Genomic DNA, 13,814 nt, shown 5'->3' on the forward strand with positions numbered 1-13,814 from the left:
TATTTTTCAGCTCCTTTCCTATTATATTTTGATTATCTAACTTCTAGTTTCGCCTTCAGGCCCTTCTTCGATCACTTCAGCAATCTCTTCTAAACCATCTTCATCAGAATCTTTCCTGAACGGAGCTGCTTCATCAAATTCACCTTCCCATTTTGCAACCACGACAGTTGCCAAACAGTTACCAATCACATTCACTGATGTTCTTGCCATATCCATCAGCTCATCAATACCAAGAATAGCAGCGATAACAAAAACTGGGAGTCCAAACTGGTCAGCGGTTGCAATTAAAATAATCAATGAGGCTCTAGGTACAGCAGCTACCCCTTTTGAAGTAATCATTAGGGTGAATGCAATCATCAATTGTTGACCGAATGACAGATCAATTCCGGCTGCTTGCGCAACAAATATTGAGGCTAAGGAAAGATATAATGATGTTCCATCGAGATTAAAGCTGTATCCAGTAGGAATTACAAAAGATACGATTTTCCGCGGCACACCGAATTTTTCCATTGCGCTCATTGCTTTAGGCAATGCTGCATCAGAGCTTGTTGTTGCAAATGCAATAGATACCGGTTCTTTAATTGCATTTATAAATTGTTTTACAGGAACTTTTAAATACAATGCCACCGGCAATAATACACAAGCCAAGAAGAATATCAATGCTAGATATAATGTTGCCAATAACATAAAAAGATTTTTCAGGATATCAACGCCGAGGTGTCCGACGGTATATGCCATTGCTGCGCCGACACCAATTGGAGCAAATAACATCACCAGATTGGTGAACTTAAACATCGCTTCAGAGAGGGATTCTGTAAAATCCACAAAGGGTTTTCGTTTTTTCTCGTCCACCATTGCTAGTCCAATACCGAAGATAACAGCAAATACGACAATTTGAAGTACCTTGTTTTCATAGACTGATTTTACAATGTTTTCAGGGAAAGTATCTCTAAAGAATGCTGTGAAATTATATAACCAATGAGCACTTTCATCGATGTGTTCAAGGGCCAATTTATCAGTTTCAGAAACGGCTGAAGTTTTGGGTAATTCTTCATGCGGCATATGTTCAATATCAATACCCACACCTGCTTTAGTTAGGTTAATCGCACCTAGTCCTATGAAAATGGCACAAGTTGTAGCACAGAAGAAATAGAGCATTGATTTCCAGGCCATTCGACCTACCTGTTTTAGGTCTGAATGTCCAGCAATACCGAAAACTAATGTTGAGAATAGGATTGGTCCAACGATTGTTTTGACTAATTTGATGAAACCTTGGCTTAAAGGTTGGAGCGCTTTGGCTACATCAGGAAAATCCAGACCAACAAAAATACCTAAAACCATACAGGTCAAGATCCAGGTTGTTAAGCCTTTACGAACGATTGCATTTAGAATTAAGACTGCAGCTGTTATCCAGCGAACAATCATCATTACAGCTGGAGGAATTGCAACTAAGTCAAATTCATAAAGTAGAGTTAATATTGAGGCTATTGCTATTGTAATTAGCAAAATATATCCCGTGTTTTTCTTTGACATGCAGATTATTTAGGGTTATTTATTTCTTTTTTCACTTTTTATGACGAACAAAAATAAAAAAATAGAGCTGCAAACCAAATAAATTACTCTAATGTATCTTTTGTTTGACTCATTATGAAAAGAATTTTATTTCTTAAAATGTTGGGATTAAGAAAATTAATTCAAAAAATGTTTTTTGAGGAAATTTCATGAAACAGCATAAAAAAAGCCACCTGAAAGATCAGGTGGCTATAAAAATATTTTTTGTTATTTATTCAGCGTGTAACCAAGCTTTTTTAGCTAATAATTCGTCTTCAGATTCACGCACATCTTCATCTTCTACACAGCAGTCTACTGGGCAAACAGCTGCACATTGAGGTTCATCGTGAAAACCCACACATTCTGTACATTTATCAGAAACAATATAATATACTTCATTGGAGATCGCTTCTTGCGATTCATTTGCATCAAGAGTTACTCCTTCGCCAAAATCTATAACACCATCCAATGCGGTACCGTCAGAAAATTTCCAACTTACCCCTGCATCATAGATTGCATTATTTGGGCATTCTGGTTCACATGCCCCACAATTTATACACTCGTCAGTAATTTTAATTGCCATTTATGTCCTTACAATAAAATAATAAACTAATTTTGCACTTTCAAAGTTAGTACTAATGCTATACACTGTAAAATAAAAGTATACAAAATTAGTAGTTATTTACTTTGATATGGCAAATATACAGCAAAAAAACTACAGAATAATTCTAAATAGCAAGATTTTGACAAGAGAAACTAGAATATCAGCATTTGTAAAATTAGGAGAATACCTTAAATCTAAAGAACTCAGAGAGTCTCCATTTTTAGAAAACATAGTACATAGAAATGCCTGGTATACAAGAGATAATGTATTGCAACAGATCGATGCCATTTCTTCAAATTTGACTAGCGATAAACTTGAGAATTGGTTAAGAGAGGTCCCTAATCATAATATTGATAAATCTGTAGGTTTAGTATTAGCAGGAAACCTGCCTTTGGTTGGGTTTCATGATATTATGACGGTATTATTAGCAGGTTTTAAGGCTCAAATCAAAGTTTCGTCGGATGATGCTGGTCTCACGAAGTTTATTTTAGACCATTTATTTGAAATTGAACCTCTATTTAAAGAAAGGGTTCAATTTGTAGAGAAATTGGAGCATTATGATTTAGTCATAGCAACTGGCAGTAATAACTCTGCCAGATATTTTGAATATTATTTCGGGAAGAAACCAAATATAATCAGGAAAAACCGAAACTCAATTTCTGTTCTTTCTGGACATGAGACTGCTGAAGAATTAAAGGATTTGGGGCATGATATTTTTGACTATTTTGGTTTAGGATGTCGTTCCGTATCCAAAATATTTTATTCCATTGGATTACAATATTCCAAACTTGTTGGATAATTTCGAATCTTTTCAAGGCATAAAAGATCATACAAAATATAACAATAACTATGATTTCAATAAATCTATTTATTTAATTAATAGGAATAAGCATTTTGACAATGGTTTTTTACTTTTAAAAGAAGATGAGAGCTTGGCCTCTCCCCTTGCTGTTGTACACTTTGAATATTATGATTCGATAGAAAAAGTAGAAGAATATATTAATTCTCATCGAGATGAGATTCAATGTGTGACTACGGAAATGGATTTAAACAACATTGATGTTCCTGTTTTTCCATTGGGATCGAGCCAACATCCTTCTTTAGATGATTATGCGGATAATATCAACACTTTATCATTTTTACTGAATAACCAATAATTAGCTTTTATTGCCGTTATATGAGTATGAATTCGTAAAAAATTATAATTTTGTTTGACTATGTATGTTATAAAAGTTAAAGGTGTTGCAAAAATCCCGGATTATGTTCAGTTGCGGGACGATTCATTTACACTTTTGGCATATTTCCGCGTGGATAGGCCAGACAAATCATTAGATAAAATCGGCTTAGGTGACAGAGCAGACTATATTATGGATATAGTTAAGGAGTTACCTTTCGGCCAAATTAAGAAAATCGACTTATAAATACCATGAGAGAAACGAATACAGTTATCAAACTTAAACATGTAGATATCTATCAACAAAAACATCTTGTACTTTCTGACGTGAACCTTGATATCGCACAAGGAGAGTTCCTATACTTAATAGGGCAATCGGGTTCAGGTAAGAGTAGTTTATTAAAAATCATTTATGGTGATTTATATATTGCTACAGGAGAAGGCATGATAGCTGGTTTTGATTTAAAGAAACTTCACGAGAATGATGTTCCATATCTAAGGCGCAAGCTTGGTATTGTCTTTCAAGATTTTCATTTATTGAATGACCGTACTGTTGAGAAGAACTTAGAATTTGCTTTAAAAGCTACTGGCTGGAGGGAAAAAGCTCAGATTGAGAATAGGATTATTGATGTTTTGGAAAAAGTAGGTCTTCGTTCAAAATTGAAGAAAATGCCTCATGAATTATCCGGTGGTGAGCAGCAACGTGTTGTTATTGCTAGGGCTTTATTGAACAATCCTGAAATCATATTGGCGGATGAGCCGACAGGGAATTTGGATCCTGCTACTTCCGAGGAGATTGTTTTATTATTACGTGATATTGCTGCTTCAGGCACTGCTGTTTTGATGGCGACTCACGATTACCAAATTATAAGAAATATGCCTGCACGCATCCTCAAAACCGCTGATGGTGCGTTGCATGACAATGTCAGCATCTAATTCTGACAATAGCACATTCTATCCGACAATATTGCTAGTGTTTTACGCAAACACTGACAGCCTGTCGGATTTTTTTTGTTGGCAAAAAATTGATGTTATCGAAGTTAAGGTTACACAAACAATATTATAGGAGATGATAAACGAGAACGAGAATATTCAAGATCCAGAAATGAACAATTCGGAGGAGAATGTAGAACAAGGCACTTCAGCGACAGATGAACTAACAAATAAACTAAATGAATCAAACGACAAATATGCTCGTTTGGTTGCTGAGTTTGACAACTATAAGAAAAGAACAGCAAAAGAAAAGATTGATTTAATGCAATCTGCTGGAAAAGATGTAATCCTAAAATTATTACCTGTTGTGGATGATTTCGACCGTTCCTTGAGTTTCATGAAAGATGTTCCAGAGGATGATCCGATGAAGCAAGGAATAGACTTGGTTTACCACAAATTGAAAAAAACAATGGAACAACTTGGAGTTAGGGAGATTGATGTTGTTGGACAACCATTCGATCCTGAATTCGAAGAAGCCATTACCTTAATACCTGCACCTACCCCAGATTTAAAAGATAAGGTTATTGATGTTATAGAAAAAGGATATACTTTAAATGACAGCGTAATCAGATTTGCAAAAGTAGTAGTAGGTCAATAAATATAAAAGATGTCAAAAAGAGATTATTATGATGTTCTTGGTGTTAGCAGAACTGCTGAAGTTACTGAGATCAAAACATCTTATCGTAAATTAGCTATAAAATATCACCCGGATAAGAATCCAGGCGACAAAGAGGCTGAGGACAAATTTAAAGAAGCTGCTGAAGCCTATGAGGTATTAAGCAATCCTGAGAAAAGAAGGCGTTATGATCAGTTTGGCCATGCGGGTAATTCTGCATCTGGCTACGGTGGTGGCGGCATGAACATGGATGATATCTTCAGTCAGTTTGGCGATATATTCGGTGGCGGCAATCCTTTTGAAAGTTTCTTTGGTGGTGCTGGTGGTTCACGCGGTGGCCGTAGAGTTCAAAGGGGCACAAACCTTAGGATTAAGGTTAAGTTGACATTGGAGGAGATTGCTAAAGGAGTTGAGAAAAAAGTTAAAGTCAACAAACAAGTAAAATGTAATACTTGTGATGGTACTGGCGCAAAGGACAAAAACTCTTACCATACCTGTAATACTTGTGGCGGATCAGGATCTGTAAGGCGTGTGACCAATACCATATTAGGTCAAATGCAAACAACTAGTACTTGTCCAACATGTAATGGTGAAGGAGTTGAAATTACTGCGAAATGTACTTCATGTAAAGGTGAAGGATTAGTACGCGGAGAAGAAACAATTTCGATCAATATTCCGGCAGGTGTAAGTGAGGGCATGCAGCTTTCTATGAGTGGCAAAGGAAATGCTGCGCCTAGAGGCGGTATTCCTGGAGATTTAATCATCCTTGTTGAAGAAGTACCTCATGAAACATTGAAACGTGATGGAATCAATGTTATTTATGATTTATATATAAATTTTGCTGACGCGGCATTGGGCACAAGCGTTGAAATTCCTACTATAGATGGCAAAGCAAAAATAAAAATCGAACCAGGTACTCAAGGTGGAAAAATTCTTCGCCTAAAAGGTAAAGGTCTTCCGGAGGTTAATTCATATCATAAAGGCGATCAATTAGTCTATGTGAATGTTTGGACACCAAAGACAGTTTCGAAAGAAGAAAAAGAACTTCTTGAAAAATTGAAAAATTCGGCAAACTTTAAACCCCAACCAGGGAAAAGTGAAAAATCATTCTTTGAAAGAATCAAAGAGTATTTTGAGTAGTGCTTAACTTAGACAGTAGACAATAGACATAAGACATTAGACTCTAGATAGTCTGAAACACTTTTTATGTTAATGTATTAAATATATTTTGGAAGGAATCAGTATCTGATTCCTTCCATTTTTTTATGAACAAAAAGGCATGGAATAATTCCATGCCTCTATTTTTTTGAGCTGAAGGAAGAAGCATTCAACAGATTACTTCTTCTTTATATTTACTACTAAGACATAAAAATATATCAAACTATATACTGTCTTATGTCTTGTGTCTTATGTCTTATGTCTTATGTCTAAAGACTACTATAAAACGGCTTGTCTAATTTTCATTAATTTTTCCAAGAGTCCATCCAAAAGATCAAGGTGCAGCATATTTGCTCCATCGGATTTTGCATTTGCAGGATCGGGGTGAGTTTCAATAAATAGTCCGTCAGCACCTACAGCGATTGCAGCTTTAGCGATTGTTTCGATCAATTCTGGCTTCCCTCCTGTTACACCAGAGCTTTGGTTTGGCTGTTGTAAAGAGTGAGTACAGTCCATCACTGTTGGCACATTGAAGGATTTCATTACTGGAAACCCTCTATAGTCTACAATTAAATCTTGGTATCCGAATGTATTTCCTCTGTCAGTGAGGATTACTTTTTCATTACCAGCATCTTGAACCTTTTCGACTGCAAATTTCATTGATTCAGCAGAAAGGAACTGTCCTTTTTTAATATTCACGACTTTGCCAGTTTCCGCAGCAGCATTCAACAGATCAGTCTGTCTACAAAGGAATGCTGGGATTTGCAGCACATCGACGTATGCAGCTGCCATTGCAGCTTCCTGACTTTCATGAATATCAGTTACCGTGGGAACTCCAAAGGTTTTTCCAATCTTTTCCAGAATCTTTAGTGCTTTTTCATCACCAATTCCAGTAAAAGAATTTCCCTTAGATCGATTTGCTTTGCGGTAAGATCCTTTGAAAATATAAGGGATACTATATTTGTCAGTGATCGTGACAATTTTTTCAGCAATTCGCATTGCTATTTCCTCACCTTCTATAGCACATGGACCAGCCATTAAAAAGAATGAAGATGAGCTGCCATTTTTAATATTTGGCAAATATTTATTAATCATATTATTTAATTACCTAATTCCGACATAAATTTTATACGCATCAATTGGATATCTTCAAAGGAATAATCTTCCTCGCCTAATTCATCCAGAGCAGACTCTATTGCATCATTTTCAGCTGTTTTGAAATAATCGTAAACTTCATCTTGACGATCTTGGTCTATCATTTCATCTACAAAATAGCCGATATTGAGTTTAGTTCCTGAATTTACGATTGATTCAACTTCTCTCAATAGATCCTCATAACTAATCCCTTTGGATGATGCAATGTCCTCGAGACTTATCTTGCGATCAATATTTTGGATTATTGATACCTTAAGAGCTGACTTATTGGCTGTGCTTTTAATTACTAAATCCTGTGGTCTATCGATATCATTGTCTTCCACATACTTTTTGATCAACTCTACAAAAGGCGCCCCAAACTTCATTGCTTTTCCAGACCCTACACCTTGAATCTGTTTCAATTCATCAATTGTTACAGGATAATGGGTACACATTTCATCCAGCGAAGGATCTTGGAATATTACAAACGGAGGTAGTGATTTTTGTTTTGCGATCTTTTTCCTTAGATCCTTGAGCATCTTTAATAGCTCAGCATCCAGAGCTCCAGATTGACCTGAAGCTTCATCAGTAGATACAGTTTTGGTTACTTCCATTGGTTTATTTAAGATAAACTTTAATGGATAAGGGTTCACGATATACTTTTTGCCCCCTTCTGTTAATTGAAGTAAACCATAGTGGTCTATATCTTTTTTGATAAAACCTGCCAGTTCAGCTTGACGGATTAAAGAATTCCAAAAATTTACGCCCTGTTCTTTACCTGAGCCAAACAGAGGATGAGTATCATGTTTATATTTTGATATGGGTTGATTGTTTTGCCCAATCAGAACATTAATTATATGCTGGTCATCAAATTTATCACCTTGTTCTTTTATGAAATTGAGGACAGTCAATAACGGTTCTTCAGCATCAAAATATGTTTTTTGAGCCCGACAATTATCACACATTGAATTACAGCCTGTTTCATCAAACTTCTCTCCGAAATAATGAAGGATTTGTTTTCTACGACAAACCGCTGATTCAGAATAATCAATTACTTCTTTGAGGATTTGAGTACCGATTTCTTTTTCAGAAACTGGCTTATCTTTCATGAACTTGGTTAATTTTTCAACATCTTTTTCAGAATAAAAAGCCAAGCAGTAACCTTCTCCTCCATCACGTCCAGCACGTCCAGTTTCTTGGTAGTACCCTTCCATAGATTTAGGAATATCGTGATGTATAACATATCTGACATCGGGTTTGTCTATCCCCATTCCAAATGCAATGGTTGCAACGATTACCTCAATATCTTCCATCAAGAATTTATCTTGCGTATCGGCACGAGTTTTAGCATCCAACCCAGCATGATAAGGTAATGCTTTTATTCCGTTGATATTTAATACTTCGGCTATTTCTTCAACCTTTTTACGGCTTAGACAATATACAATTCCTGCTTTTCCCGTATTGCTTTTTATGAAGCGTACAATTTGCTTTATAACATCTTCCTTCGGTCGAACTTCGTAATATAAATTAGTTCTATTGAAAGAAGACTTAAACAAAGTGGCATCATTCATTTGCAGATTCTTACGAATATCTGACTGGACCTTAGGTGTTGCAGTTGCCTGTTAAGGCAATAATTGGGATATCTTCCCCAATTTCATTGATAACTTGTCTGATTTTTCGGTATTCGGGTCTGAAATCATGTCCCCATTCTGAAATACAATGAGCCTCATCCACAGCAACAAATGAAACTGTAATACTTCTGAGGAAGTTTACATTTTCTTCTTTTGCGAGTGATTCAGGAGCGACGTAGAGGAGTTTTGTTTTTCCATCTTGAACATCTTGTTTAACTCTTTGAATCTCATTTTTTGTGAGGGAAGAATTTAAGAAATGTGCGATGCTGTCTCTACCACCAAAAGCACGAACTTGGTCGACCTGATTTTTCATTAAAGCTATTAATGGGGAAATTACAATTGCTGTTCCTTCGCTCATCAGTGCTGGCAACTGGTAACATATAGATTTTCCTCCACCTGTTGGCATAATGACAAAAGTGTCTTTCTTATTCAAGACATTTGTAATAATAGCCTCTTGATCGCCTTTAAAAGTATCGAACCCAAAAAAATCTTGAAGATTATCGAAAAGTGATTTTTCTATTTCCATTGACTATGCAAAATAAATAGATGTAATAACGGTATGAATAATACGTGTTAAATAATGTATTTTTGTAGCGAACACATCATATTTATATATAAAATTAAGGAAATATTACGTGAAAAACAATATAGATATCAAATCGTTGGCGCAGAGTACTTTTGAGCTTGAAGCTGCTAACGTATTAGCTCTTTCTGAGAAAATTGACGAGGACTATGTGAAGGTTATTGAAGAGATTTTAACATTAAAAGGAAGGGTGATATTAACAGGTATTGGAAAGAGTGCTATCATTGCCCAAAAGATTGTCGCCACATTAAATTCTACTGGTACCCCTGCTATTTTTATGCATGCTGCTGATGCTATCCATGGTGATTTAGGAATTATTCAAAAGGACGATTTAATAATAGGTATTTCAAAAAGTGGAAACACACCAGAAATTAAAGTTTTAGTTCCGTTTTTAAAAACAAAACAGGGAACACTTTAGTTGCCATGGTTGGAAACCGAAGTTCATTATTTAGCAGAACAAGCCGATTATATTTTAGACACTAGTATTACAAGAGAAGCTTGTCCTAAATAACCTTGCTCCTACGACAAGCACTACCGTTCAATTAGCAATGGGAGATGCTATTGCGGTATGTTTACAAACCAAAAGGCAATTCACAGATCAAGATTTTGCGAAATATCATCCTGGTGGAGCTTTAGGGAACAGCTTTATCTGAAAGTTGGGGATTTATCTGACAATCATGGTTTACCAGCAGTTAGTTCTTCCTCAGACGTTCGTACAGTACTTATTAGTATTACCAAATTCAGGCTTGGTGCAACCGTAGTAACAGAAAAAGAACAAATTTTGGGTATAATAACTGATGGAGATATCCGCAGGATGTTAGAAAAGCACACTGATGTTTCAAACCTAATTGCAACTGATATCATGTCAATAAATCCAAAAACTATCGAACGGGATGAATTGGCAGCAAATGCTCTTCATCACATGCGCCAAAATAGTATATCACAATTGGTGGTGACAGATGATGGGAAATATGCAGGAATAATTCATCTTCAAGATATTCTAAAAGAAGGAATCATTTAAAAAGCAATTTGTAAAATTATTGTGGAATTATTCTAAAACTTTAATAAAGAATCGTATTCTTATAAAAATGGTCTTAGATTTGATTGTGTAAAGCAACGAAAAAATTGAAACAATGAAAAAAATTACGAGTATATGTGCAGTAGTGATTGCATTTATTAGTCTAACTGCAATGGGAATGTTGGCAGCAGAGTTTAAATTTGATAAAGAAACGCACGATTTCGGAAAGATTGCATTGAATAAACCGGTTTCACATGAATATAAATTCAGTAATTCAGGAGATGAACCTATTATAATTTCAGATGTGCAACCGACTTGTGGATGTTCTGTAGCCGAGTTTACCAAGACTCCTGTTAAACCAGGTGAGGCAGGAACTATTAAAGTAACCTTTAATGCTGCTGCAAAAGGACCTTTCACGAAATCATTTATCGTGAAATCAAACACAAAAACTCCTGTTAAAACACTTACCATTAAAGGTATAGTTGAATAAATCAGAATTCAAGAATTCACATTTTTGAGAACAGATATTTGAGAGCCGATCATTCGAGATCGGCTTTCTATTTTTTATGACAAGCAGTGTTTTATTTGTATTTTTGAAAAGTTAAAAAACATAATTTATTAATAATGCCAACTATATCTCAAAAGGGCAATAATATGCCTGCCTCACCTATTAGAAAGCTAACTCCTTATGCTGATCAAGCTAAAAAAGAAGGAAAGAAAATCTATCATTTAAACATAGGTCAACCTGATATTGAAACACCAGAAATCATGTTGAATGCTTTGAAGAACATTGATTTCAAAGTTTGGGCATATACACCTTCTGAAGGAACACTATCATACAGAACAAAACTAGCGGAATACTATAATAAACTTCACTATAACATCACCCCTAATGATATATTAGTAACAAATGGTGGATCAGAAGCAATAACAATTACTATGCAAGCCTGCTTGAATCCAGGTGAAGAGGTTATTATCCCAGAGCCATTCTATGCGAACTATAATGGTTTTGCATGTTCTGCGGATATTATTGTAAAACCTATTATGTCAACAATTGACAATGGATTTGCATTACCATCGATTTCTGATTTTGAAAAAGTGATAACAGAAAAAACGAAAGCAATTGCTATCTGTAATCCTAACAACCCAACAGGATATTTATATTCTAGGGAAGAACTAGAAGCTCTAAAGGAATTGTGTTTAAAACATGATTTATATCTATTTTCTGATGAGGCTTATAGGGAGTTCTGTTATGATGGTCGTGAATTTATTTCTCCGATGCAATTAGAAGGTTTAGAACAAAACGTTGTTGTATTTGATACTGTTTCAAAACGTTATTCTGCATGTGGAGCTCGGATTGGATGTATTATAACGAAAAATAAAGAACTCTACCAAACTTCATTAAAATTTGCTCAGGCAAGACTTAGTCCGTCATTAGAAGGACAGATTGCTGGAGAAGCTGCTGTAGATACTCCGGATAGTTATTTTGAAGCAGTTTCAAAAGAATATACTGCAAGAAGAGATACTTTAGTGAAGGGATTAAATAATATTGATGGTGTTTTTTGTCCAAATCCAGGAGGAGCATTTTATGTAATTGCAAAATTGCCTATAGACAATGCTGATAAATTCTGTCAATGGATGCTAGAAAAGTTCTCGTATAACAATGAGACAGTCATGATGGCACCAGCTACAGGCTTCTACTCTACTCCAGGGGCAGGTTCCAATGAGGTAAGATTAGCGTATGTATTAAACCAAGATGATCTTAAAAAAGCTTTAATCTGTCTTGATAAGGCATTACAAGAATATCCAGGAAGGACAATTTAGTAATTATATACCGCTGGATTTCAATGTCTTAAAAATAATTCACAACAATTTCATCTGTTTAACGTTTATATATTATAAACTAATGAAGAATATTTATGGATAAATTAAAGAAATTCGAATTAATGGAGAAAATATCCAGAGAATTAGAGGACATTAGAAATAGCCAGCAGGCTGTTTTAGAAAAAATAGCAAAAGTTGAAGTAGATAATATTGAATTAGGTGACAAAACAATTGAATCCAAAATTCCTGAAATCTATTCACGTACTGCTGATAACTCTGAAGCTATTCTGGAGATCCTAAATTCCTTCCAAGAAAAGACAGATGAATTTGGAAGTAAAAATAATATCGATCAATTGAAACAACAACAAGAGATTGATAATATGAAATAATAAAAGGCCTCAAATTGAGGCCTTTTTTCTTTATCTAATTTTAGTTAAGATCTATTTTTTCCTTCACTAAGTTTATTACAAATTGTAATTGCTCTTCTTGATTCAATTCGGAATTATCCAATACAATTGCATCTTCAGCTTGTCTTAGTGGACTTTCTTCTCTCGTACTATCTATATGGTCTCTGTGGGATAAGTTTTCTTTTACTTCCTCCATTGTCAACACTTCACCTTTTGCACCAAGCTCAGCGAATCTGCGTTCTGCACGAACTTGTGGACTAGCCGTCATAAAAATTTTGAGGTCAGCATTTGGAAAGACTGTAGTTCCAATATCTCTCCCATCCATCACAATATTTCTTTTTTTGCCAAGGTTTTGTTGTTGGTGAACCATTGCTTTACGAACTGGTTTTAGAGCACTTACTTCACTTACATATTCAGAAACCTCCATAGTTCTAATAGCATCCGAAACGTCCTCGCCGTTTAGGAGAATTTGTACTTTTTCAGGGTTAGGGACAAAATCAATATGTATATTATCTAAAGCATCCAAAACCTCTTGCTCATTTTCAATATTAACCTTGTTCTGTTGAATATAAAGAGTAACTGCTCTATACATTGCACCACTATCAATAAACACAAAATTCAATTCTTTAGCTAGAGCCTTAGCAACCGTACTTTTACCACAAGAAGAGAATCCGTCAATCGCGATAACAAAATTTTTCATAGCCTTAATTGGTGCCCCCAATCATTACACCTGGTTTATTTACTAATGGAATTTTTATTAGATTTTCATCAACGATACTTTCAGGTAAAAAAACATATTTTTTATCATATATAGTACCCTCAACATAATAACTTAACCAATATTCATTGGTTAACCCAAAAACCTGAGGATCAATTGCCTCGATTTTTTGAGAACTATTAGCCTCCATATCACCAATGAAATGTCTTAATGTAGTGGTTTTCACCTCTCTCCCATCTTTCAATCCATATCCTTTAGAAGAAACCAGAACATTCTGAATAGCAGATTTTTTTTCATTAATCAGATATACATTCCAAACTTTAGAGGTCGGTGATTCTGTTTCCAATACAACAGCAATAGATATATCTTCAACAATATTTAAAGGGAGGTCCTTTTTCATATT

At 35.1% G+C, this 13,814-nt stretch carries 16 protein-coding genes and 1 pseudogene; 11 read left to right on the forward strand and 6 right to left on the reverse strand.

What is annotated here, in order from left to right; all coding sequences use genetic code 11:
* Positions 1 to 36: 36 nt before the first annotated feature.
* Together FGL31_RS12565 and FGL31_RS12570 are read right to left on the reverse strand one after the other, a co-directional pair.
* Entirely contained in the window at positions 37 to 1,533 is a 1,497-nt protein-coding gene (locus FGL31_RS12565) for a dicarboxylate/amino acid:cation symporter (protein ID WP_138091919.1), read from the reverse strand.
* Between the two features lie 250 nt (positions 1,534 to 1,783).
* Complete coding sequence (locus tag FGL31_RS12570; RefSeq protein WP_138091922.1) at positions 1,784 to 2,134, reverse strand: 4Fe-4S dicluster domain-containing protein; 351 nt, start codon at positions 2,132 to 2,134, stop codon at positions 1,784 to 1,786.
* A gap of 160 nt (positions 2,135 to 2,294) precedes the next feature.
* Here FGL31_RS12570 and FGL31_RS25660 point away from each other — a divergent pair, with 160 nt between their 5' ends.
* The 6 genes from FGL31_RS25660 to dnaJ all read left to right on the forward strand — a co-directional run bounded on the left by FGL31_RS25660 (position 2,295) and on the right by dnaJ (position 6,078).
* The gene (locus tag FGL31_RS25660; protein ID WP_232046709.1) at positions 2,295 to 2,954 is read left to right on the forward strand and encodes an acyl-CoA reductase; all 660 of its coding nucleotides are present in this window, start codon (positions 2,295 to 2,297) and stop codon (positions 2,952 to 2,954) included.
* Positions 2,923 to 3,312, forward strand: a complete 390-nt coding sequence (locus FGL31_RS25665; RefSeq protein WP_232046710.1) for a hypothetical protein — start codon at positions 2,923 to 2,925, stop codon at positions 3,310 to 3,312. Before FGL31_RS25660 ends, FGL31_RS25665 begins: the two co-directional genes overlap by 32 nt.
* Positions 3,313 to 3,372: 60 nt before the next feature.
* Complete coding sequence (locus FGL31_RS12580) at positions 3,373 to 3,576, forward strand: fructose-6-phosphate aldolase (RefSeq protein ID WP_099370897.1); 204 nt, start codon at positions 3,373 to 3,375, stop codon at positions 3,574 to 3,576.
* 5 nt (positions 3,577 to 3,581) lie between these two features.
* Positions 3,582 to 4,265, forward strand: coding sequence for a cell division ATP-binding protein FtsE (locus FGL31_RS12585; protein ID WP_099370896.1), 684 nt, complete (start codon positions 3,582 to 3,584; stop codon positions 4,263 to 4,265).
* A 133-nt stretch (positions 4,266 to 4,398) separates the two neighbouring features.
* Positions 4,399 to 4,920, forward strand: coding sequence for a nucleotide exchange factor GrpE (locus FGL31_RS12590; protein ID WP_099370895.1), 522 nt, complete (start codon positions 4,399 to 4,401; stop codon positions 4,918 to 4,920).
* A gap of 9 nt (positions 4,921 to 4,929) precedes the next feature.
* Entirely contained in the window at positions 4,930 to 6,078 is a 1,149-nt protein-coding gene (gene dnaJ / locus FGL31_RS12595; protein ID WP_099370894.1) for a molecular chaperone DnaJ, read from the forward strand.
* Positions 6,079 to 6,375: 297 nt separating this feature from the next.
* Here the strand turns inward: dnaJ and kdsA are convergent, their stop codons facing one another.
* Both kdsA and recQ read right to left on the reverse strand, forming a co-directional pair.
* Positions 6,376 to 7,191 (reverse strand): 3-deoxy-8-phosphooctulonate synthase, encoded by an 816-nt coding sequence (gene kdsA, locus FGL31_RS12600; RefSeq protein ID WP_099370893.1) that lies wholly within the window; start codon positions 7,189 to 7,191, stop codon positions 6,376 to 6,378.
* A gap of 5 nt (positions 7,192 to 7,196) precedes the next feature.
* Positions 7,197 to 9,387 (reverse strand): annotated as a pseudogene (recQ, locus tag FGL31_RS12605) (DNA helicase RecQ).
* A gap of 109 nt (positions 9,388 to 9,496) precedes the next feature.
* Between recQ and FGL31_RS28985 the strand changes: the two are divergent.
* From FGL31_RS28985 to FGL31_RS12625, 5 genes are all read left to right on the forward strand, one after another.
* Positions 9,497 to 9,862, forward strand: coding sequence for an SIS domain-containing protein (locus FGL31_RS28985; RefSeq protein WP_317131007.1), 366 nt, complete (start codon positions 9,497 to 9,499; stop codon positions 9,860 to 9,862).
* A gap of 150 nt (positions 9,863 to 10,012) precedes the next feature.
* The gene (locus FGL31_RS28990) at positions 10,013 to 10,465 is read left to right on the forward strand and encodes a CBS domain-containing protein (protein WP_317131008.1); all 453 of its coding nucleotides are present in this window, start codon (positions 10,013 to 10,015) and stop codon (positions 10,463 to 10,465) included.
* Positions 10,466 to 10,577: 112 nt separating this feature from the next.
* Positions 10,578 to 10,952 (forward strand): DUF1573 domain-containing protein, encoded by a 375-nt coding sequence (locus FGL31_RS12615; protein WP_099370890.1) that lies wholly within the window; start codon positions 10,578 to 10,580, stop codon positions 10,950 to 10,952.
* A gap of 134 nt (positions 10,953 to 11,086) precedes the next feature.
* Entirely contained in the window at positions 11,087 to 12,286 is a 1,200-nt protein-coding gene (locus FGL31_RS12620) for a pyridoxal phosphate-dependent aminotransferase (protein ID WP_138091925.1), read from the forward strand.
* Positions 12,287 to 12,381: 95 nt separating this feature from the next.
* Positions 12,382 to 12,675, forward strand: coding sequence for a hypothetical protein (locus FGL31_RS12625; RefSeq protein ID WP_099370888.1), 294 nt, complete (start codon positions 12,382 to 12,384; stop codon positions 12,673 to 12,675).
* 40 nt (positions 12,676 to 12,715) lie between these two features.
* Here the strand turns inward: FGL31_RS12625 and cmk are convergent, their stop codons facing one another.
* Positions 12,716 to 13,393, reverse strand: coding sequence for a (d)CMP kinase (cmk, locus tag FGL31_RS12630; protein WP_099370887.1), 678 nt, complete (start codon positions 13,391 to 13,393; stop codon positions 12,716 to 12,718).
* Positions 13,394 to 13,397: 4 nt separating this feature from the next.
* On the reverse strand, positions 13,398 to 13,811 hold the full coding sequence (locus FGL31_RS12635; RefSeq protein ID WP_099370886.1) for a hypothetical protein: 414 nt from the start codon (positions 13,809 to 13,811) through the stop codon (positions 13,398 to 13,400).
* Positions 13,812 to 13,814 lie beyond the last annotated feature (3 nt).

The sequence above is a fragment of the Sphingobacterium daejeonense genome (genome assembly GCF_901472535.1).
GTDB classification, from domain to species: domain Bacteria; phylum Bacteroidota; class Bacteroidia; order Sphingobacteriales; family Sphingobacteriaceae; genus Sphingobacterium; species Sphingobacterium daejeonense.

What these genes read in the sequence shown, in the direction of transcription:
- FGL31_RS12565 (WP_138091919.1), bottom strand. Translation starts at nt 1,533, where the DNA reads ATGTCAAAGAAAAACACGGGATATATTTTGCTAATTACAATAGCAATA.
- FGL31_RS12570 (WP_138091922.1), bottom strand. Translation starts at nt 2,134, where the DNA reads ATGGCAATTAAAATTACTGACGAGTGTATAAATTGTGGGGCATGTGAA.
- FGL31_RS12580 (WP_099370897.1), top strand. Translation starts at nt 3,373, where the DNA reads ATGTATGTTATAAAAGTTAAAGGTGTTGCAAAAATCCCGGATTATGTT.
- FGL31_RS12585 (WP_099370896.1), top strand. Translation starts at nt 3,582, where the DNA reads ATGAGAGAAACGAATACAGTTATCAAACTTAAACATGTAGATATCTAT.
- FGL31_RS12590 (WP_099370895.1), top strand. Translation starts at nt 4,399, where the DNA reads ATGATAAACGAGAACGAGAATATTCAAGATCCAGAAATGAACAATTCG.
- dnaJ (WP_099370894.1), top strand. Translation starts at nt 4,930, where the DNA reads ATGTCAAAAAGAGATTATTATGATGTTCTTGGTGTTAGCAGAACTGCT.
- kdsA (WP_099370893.1), bottom strand. Translation starts at nt 7,191, where the DNA reads ATGATTAATAAATATTTGCCAAATATTAAAAATGGCAGCTCATCTTCA.
- FGL31_RS28990 (WP_317131008.1), top strand. Translation starts at nt 10,013, where the DNA reads ATGTTTACAAACCAAAAGGCAATTCACAGATCAAGATTTTGCGAAATA.
- FGL31_RS12615 (WP_099370890.1), top strand. Translation starts at nt 10,578, where the DNA reads ATGAAAAAAATTACGAGTATATGTGCAGTAGTGATTGCATTTATTAGT.
- FGL31_RS12620 (WP_138091925.1), top strand. Translation starts at nt 11,087, where the DNA reads ATGCCAACTATATCTCAAAAGGGCAATAATATGCCTGCCTCACCTATT.
- FGL31_RS12625 (WP_099370888.1), top strand. Translation starts at nt 12,382, where the DNA reads ATGGATAAATTAAAGAAATTCGAATTAATGGAGAAAATATCCAGAGAA.
- cmk (WP_099370887.1), bottom strand. Translation starts at nt 13,393, where the DNA reads ATGAAAAATTTTGTTATCGCGATTGACGGATTCTCTTCTTGTGGTAAA.
- FGL31_RS12635 (WP_099370886.1), bottom strand. Translation starts at nt 13,811, where the DNA reads ATGAAAAAGGACCTCCCTTTAAATATTGTTGAAGATATATCTATTGCT.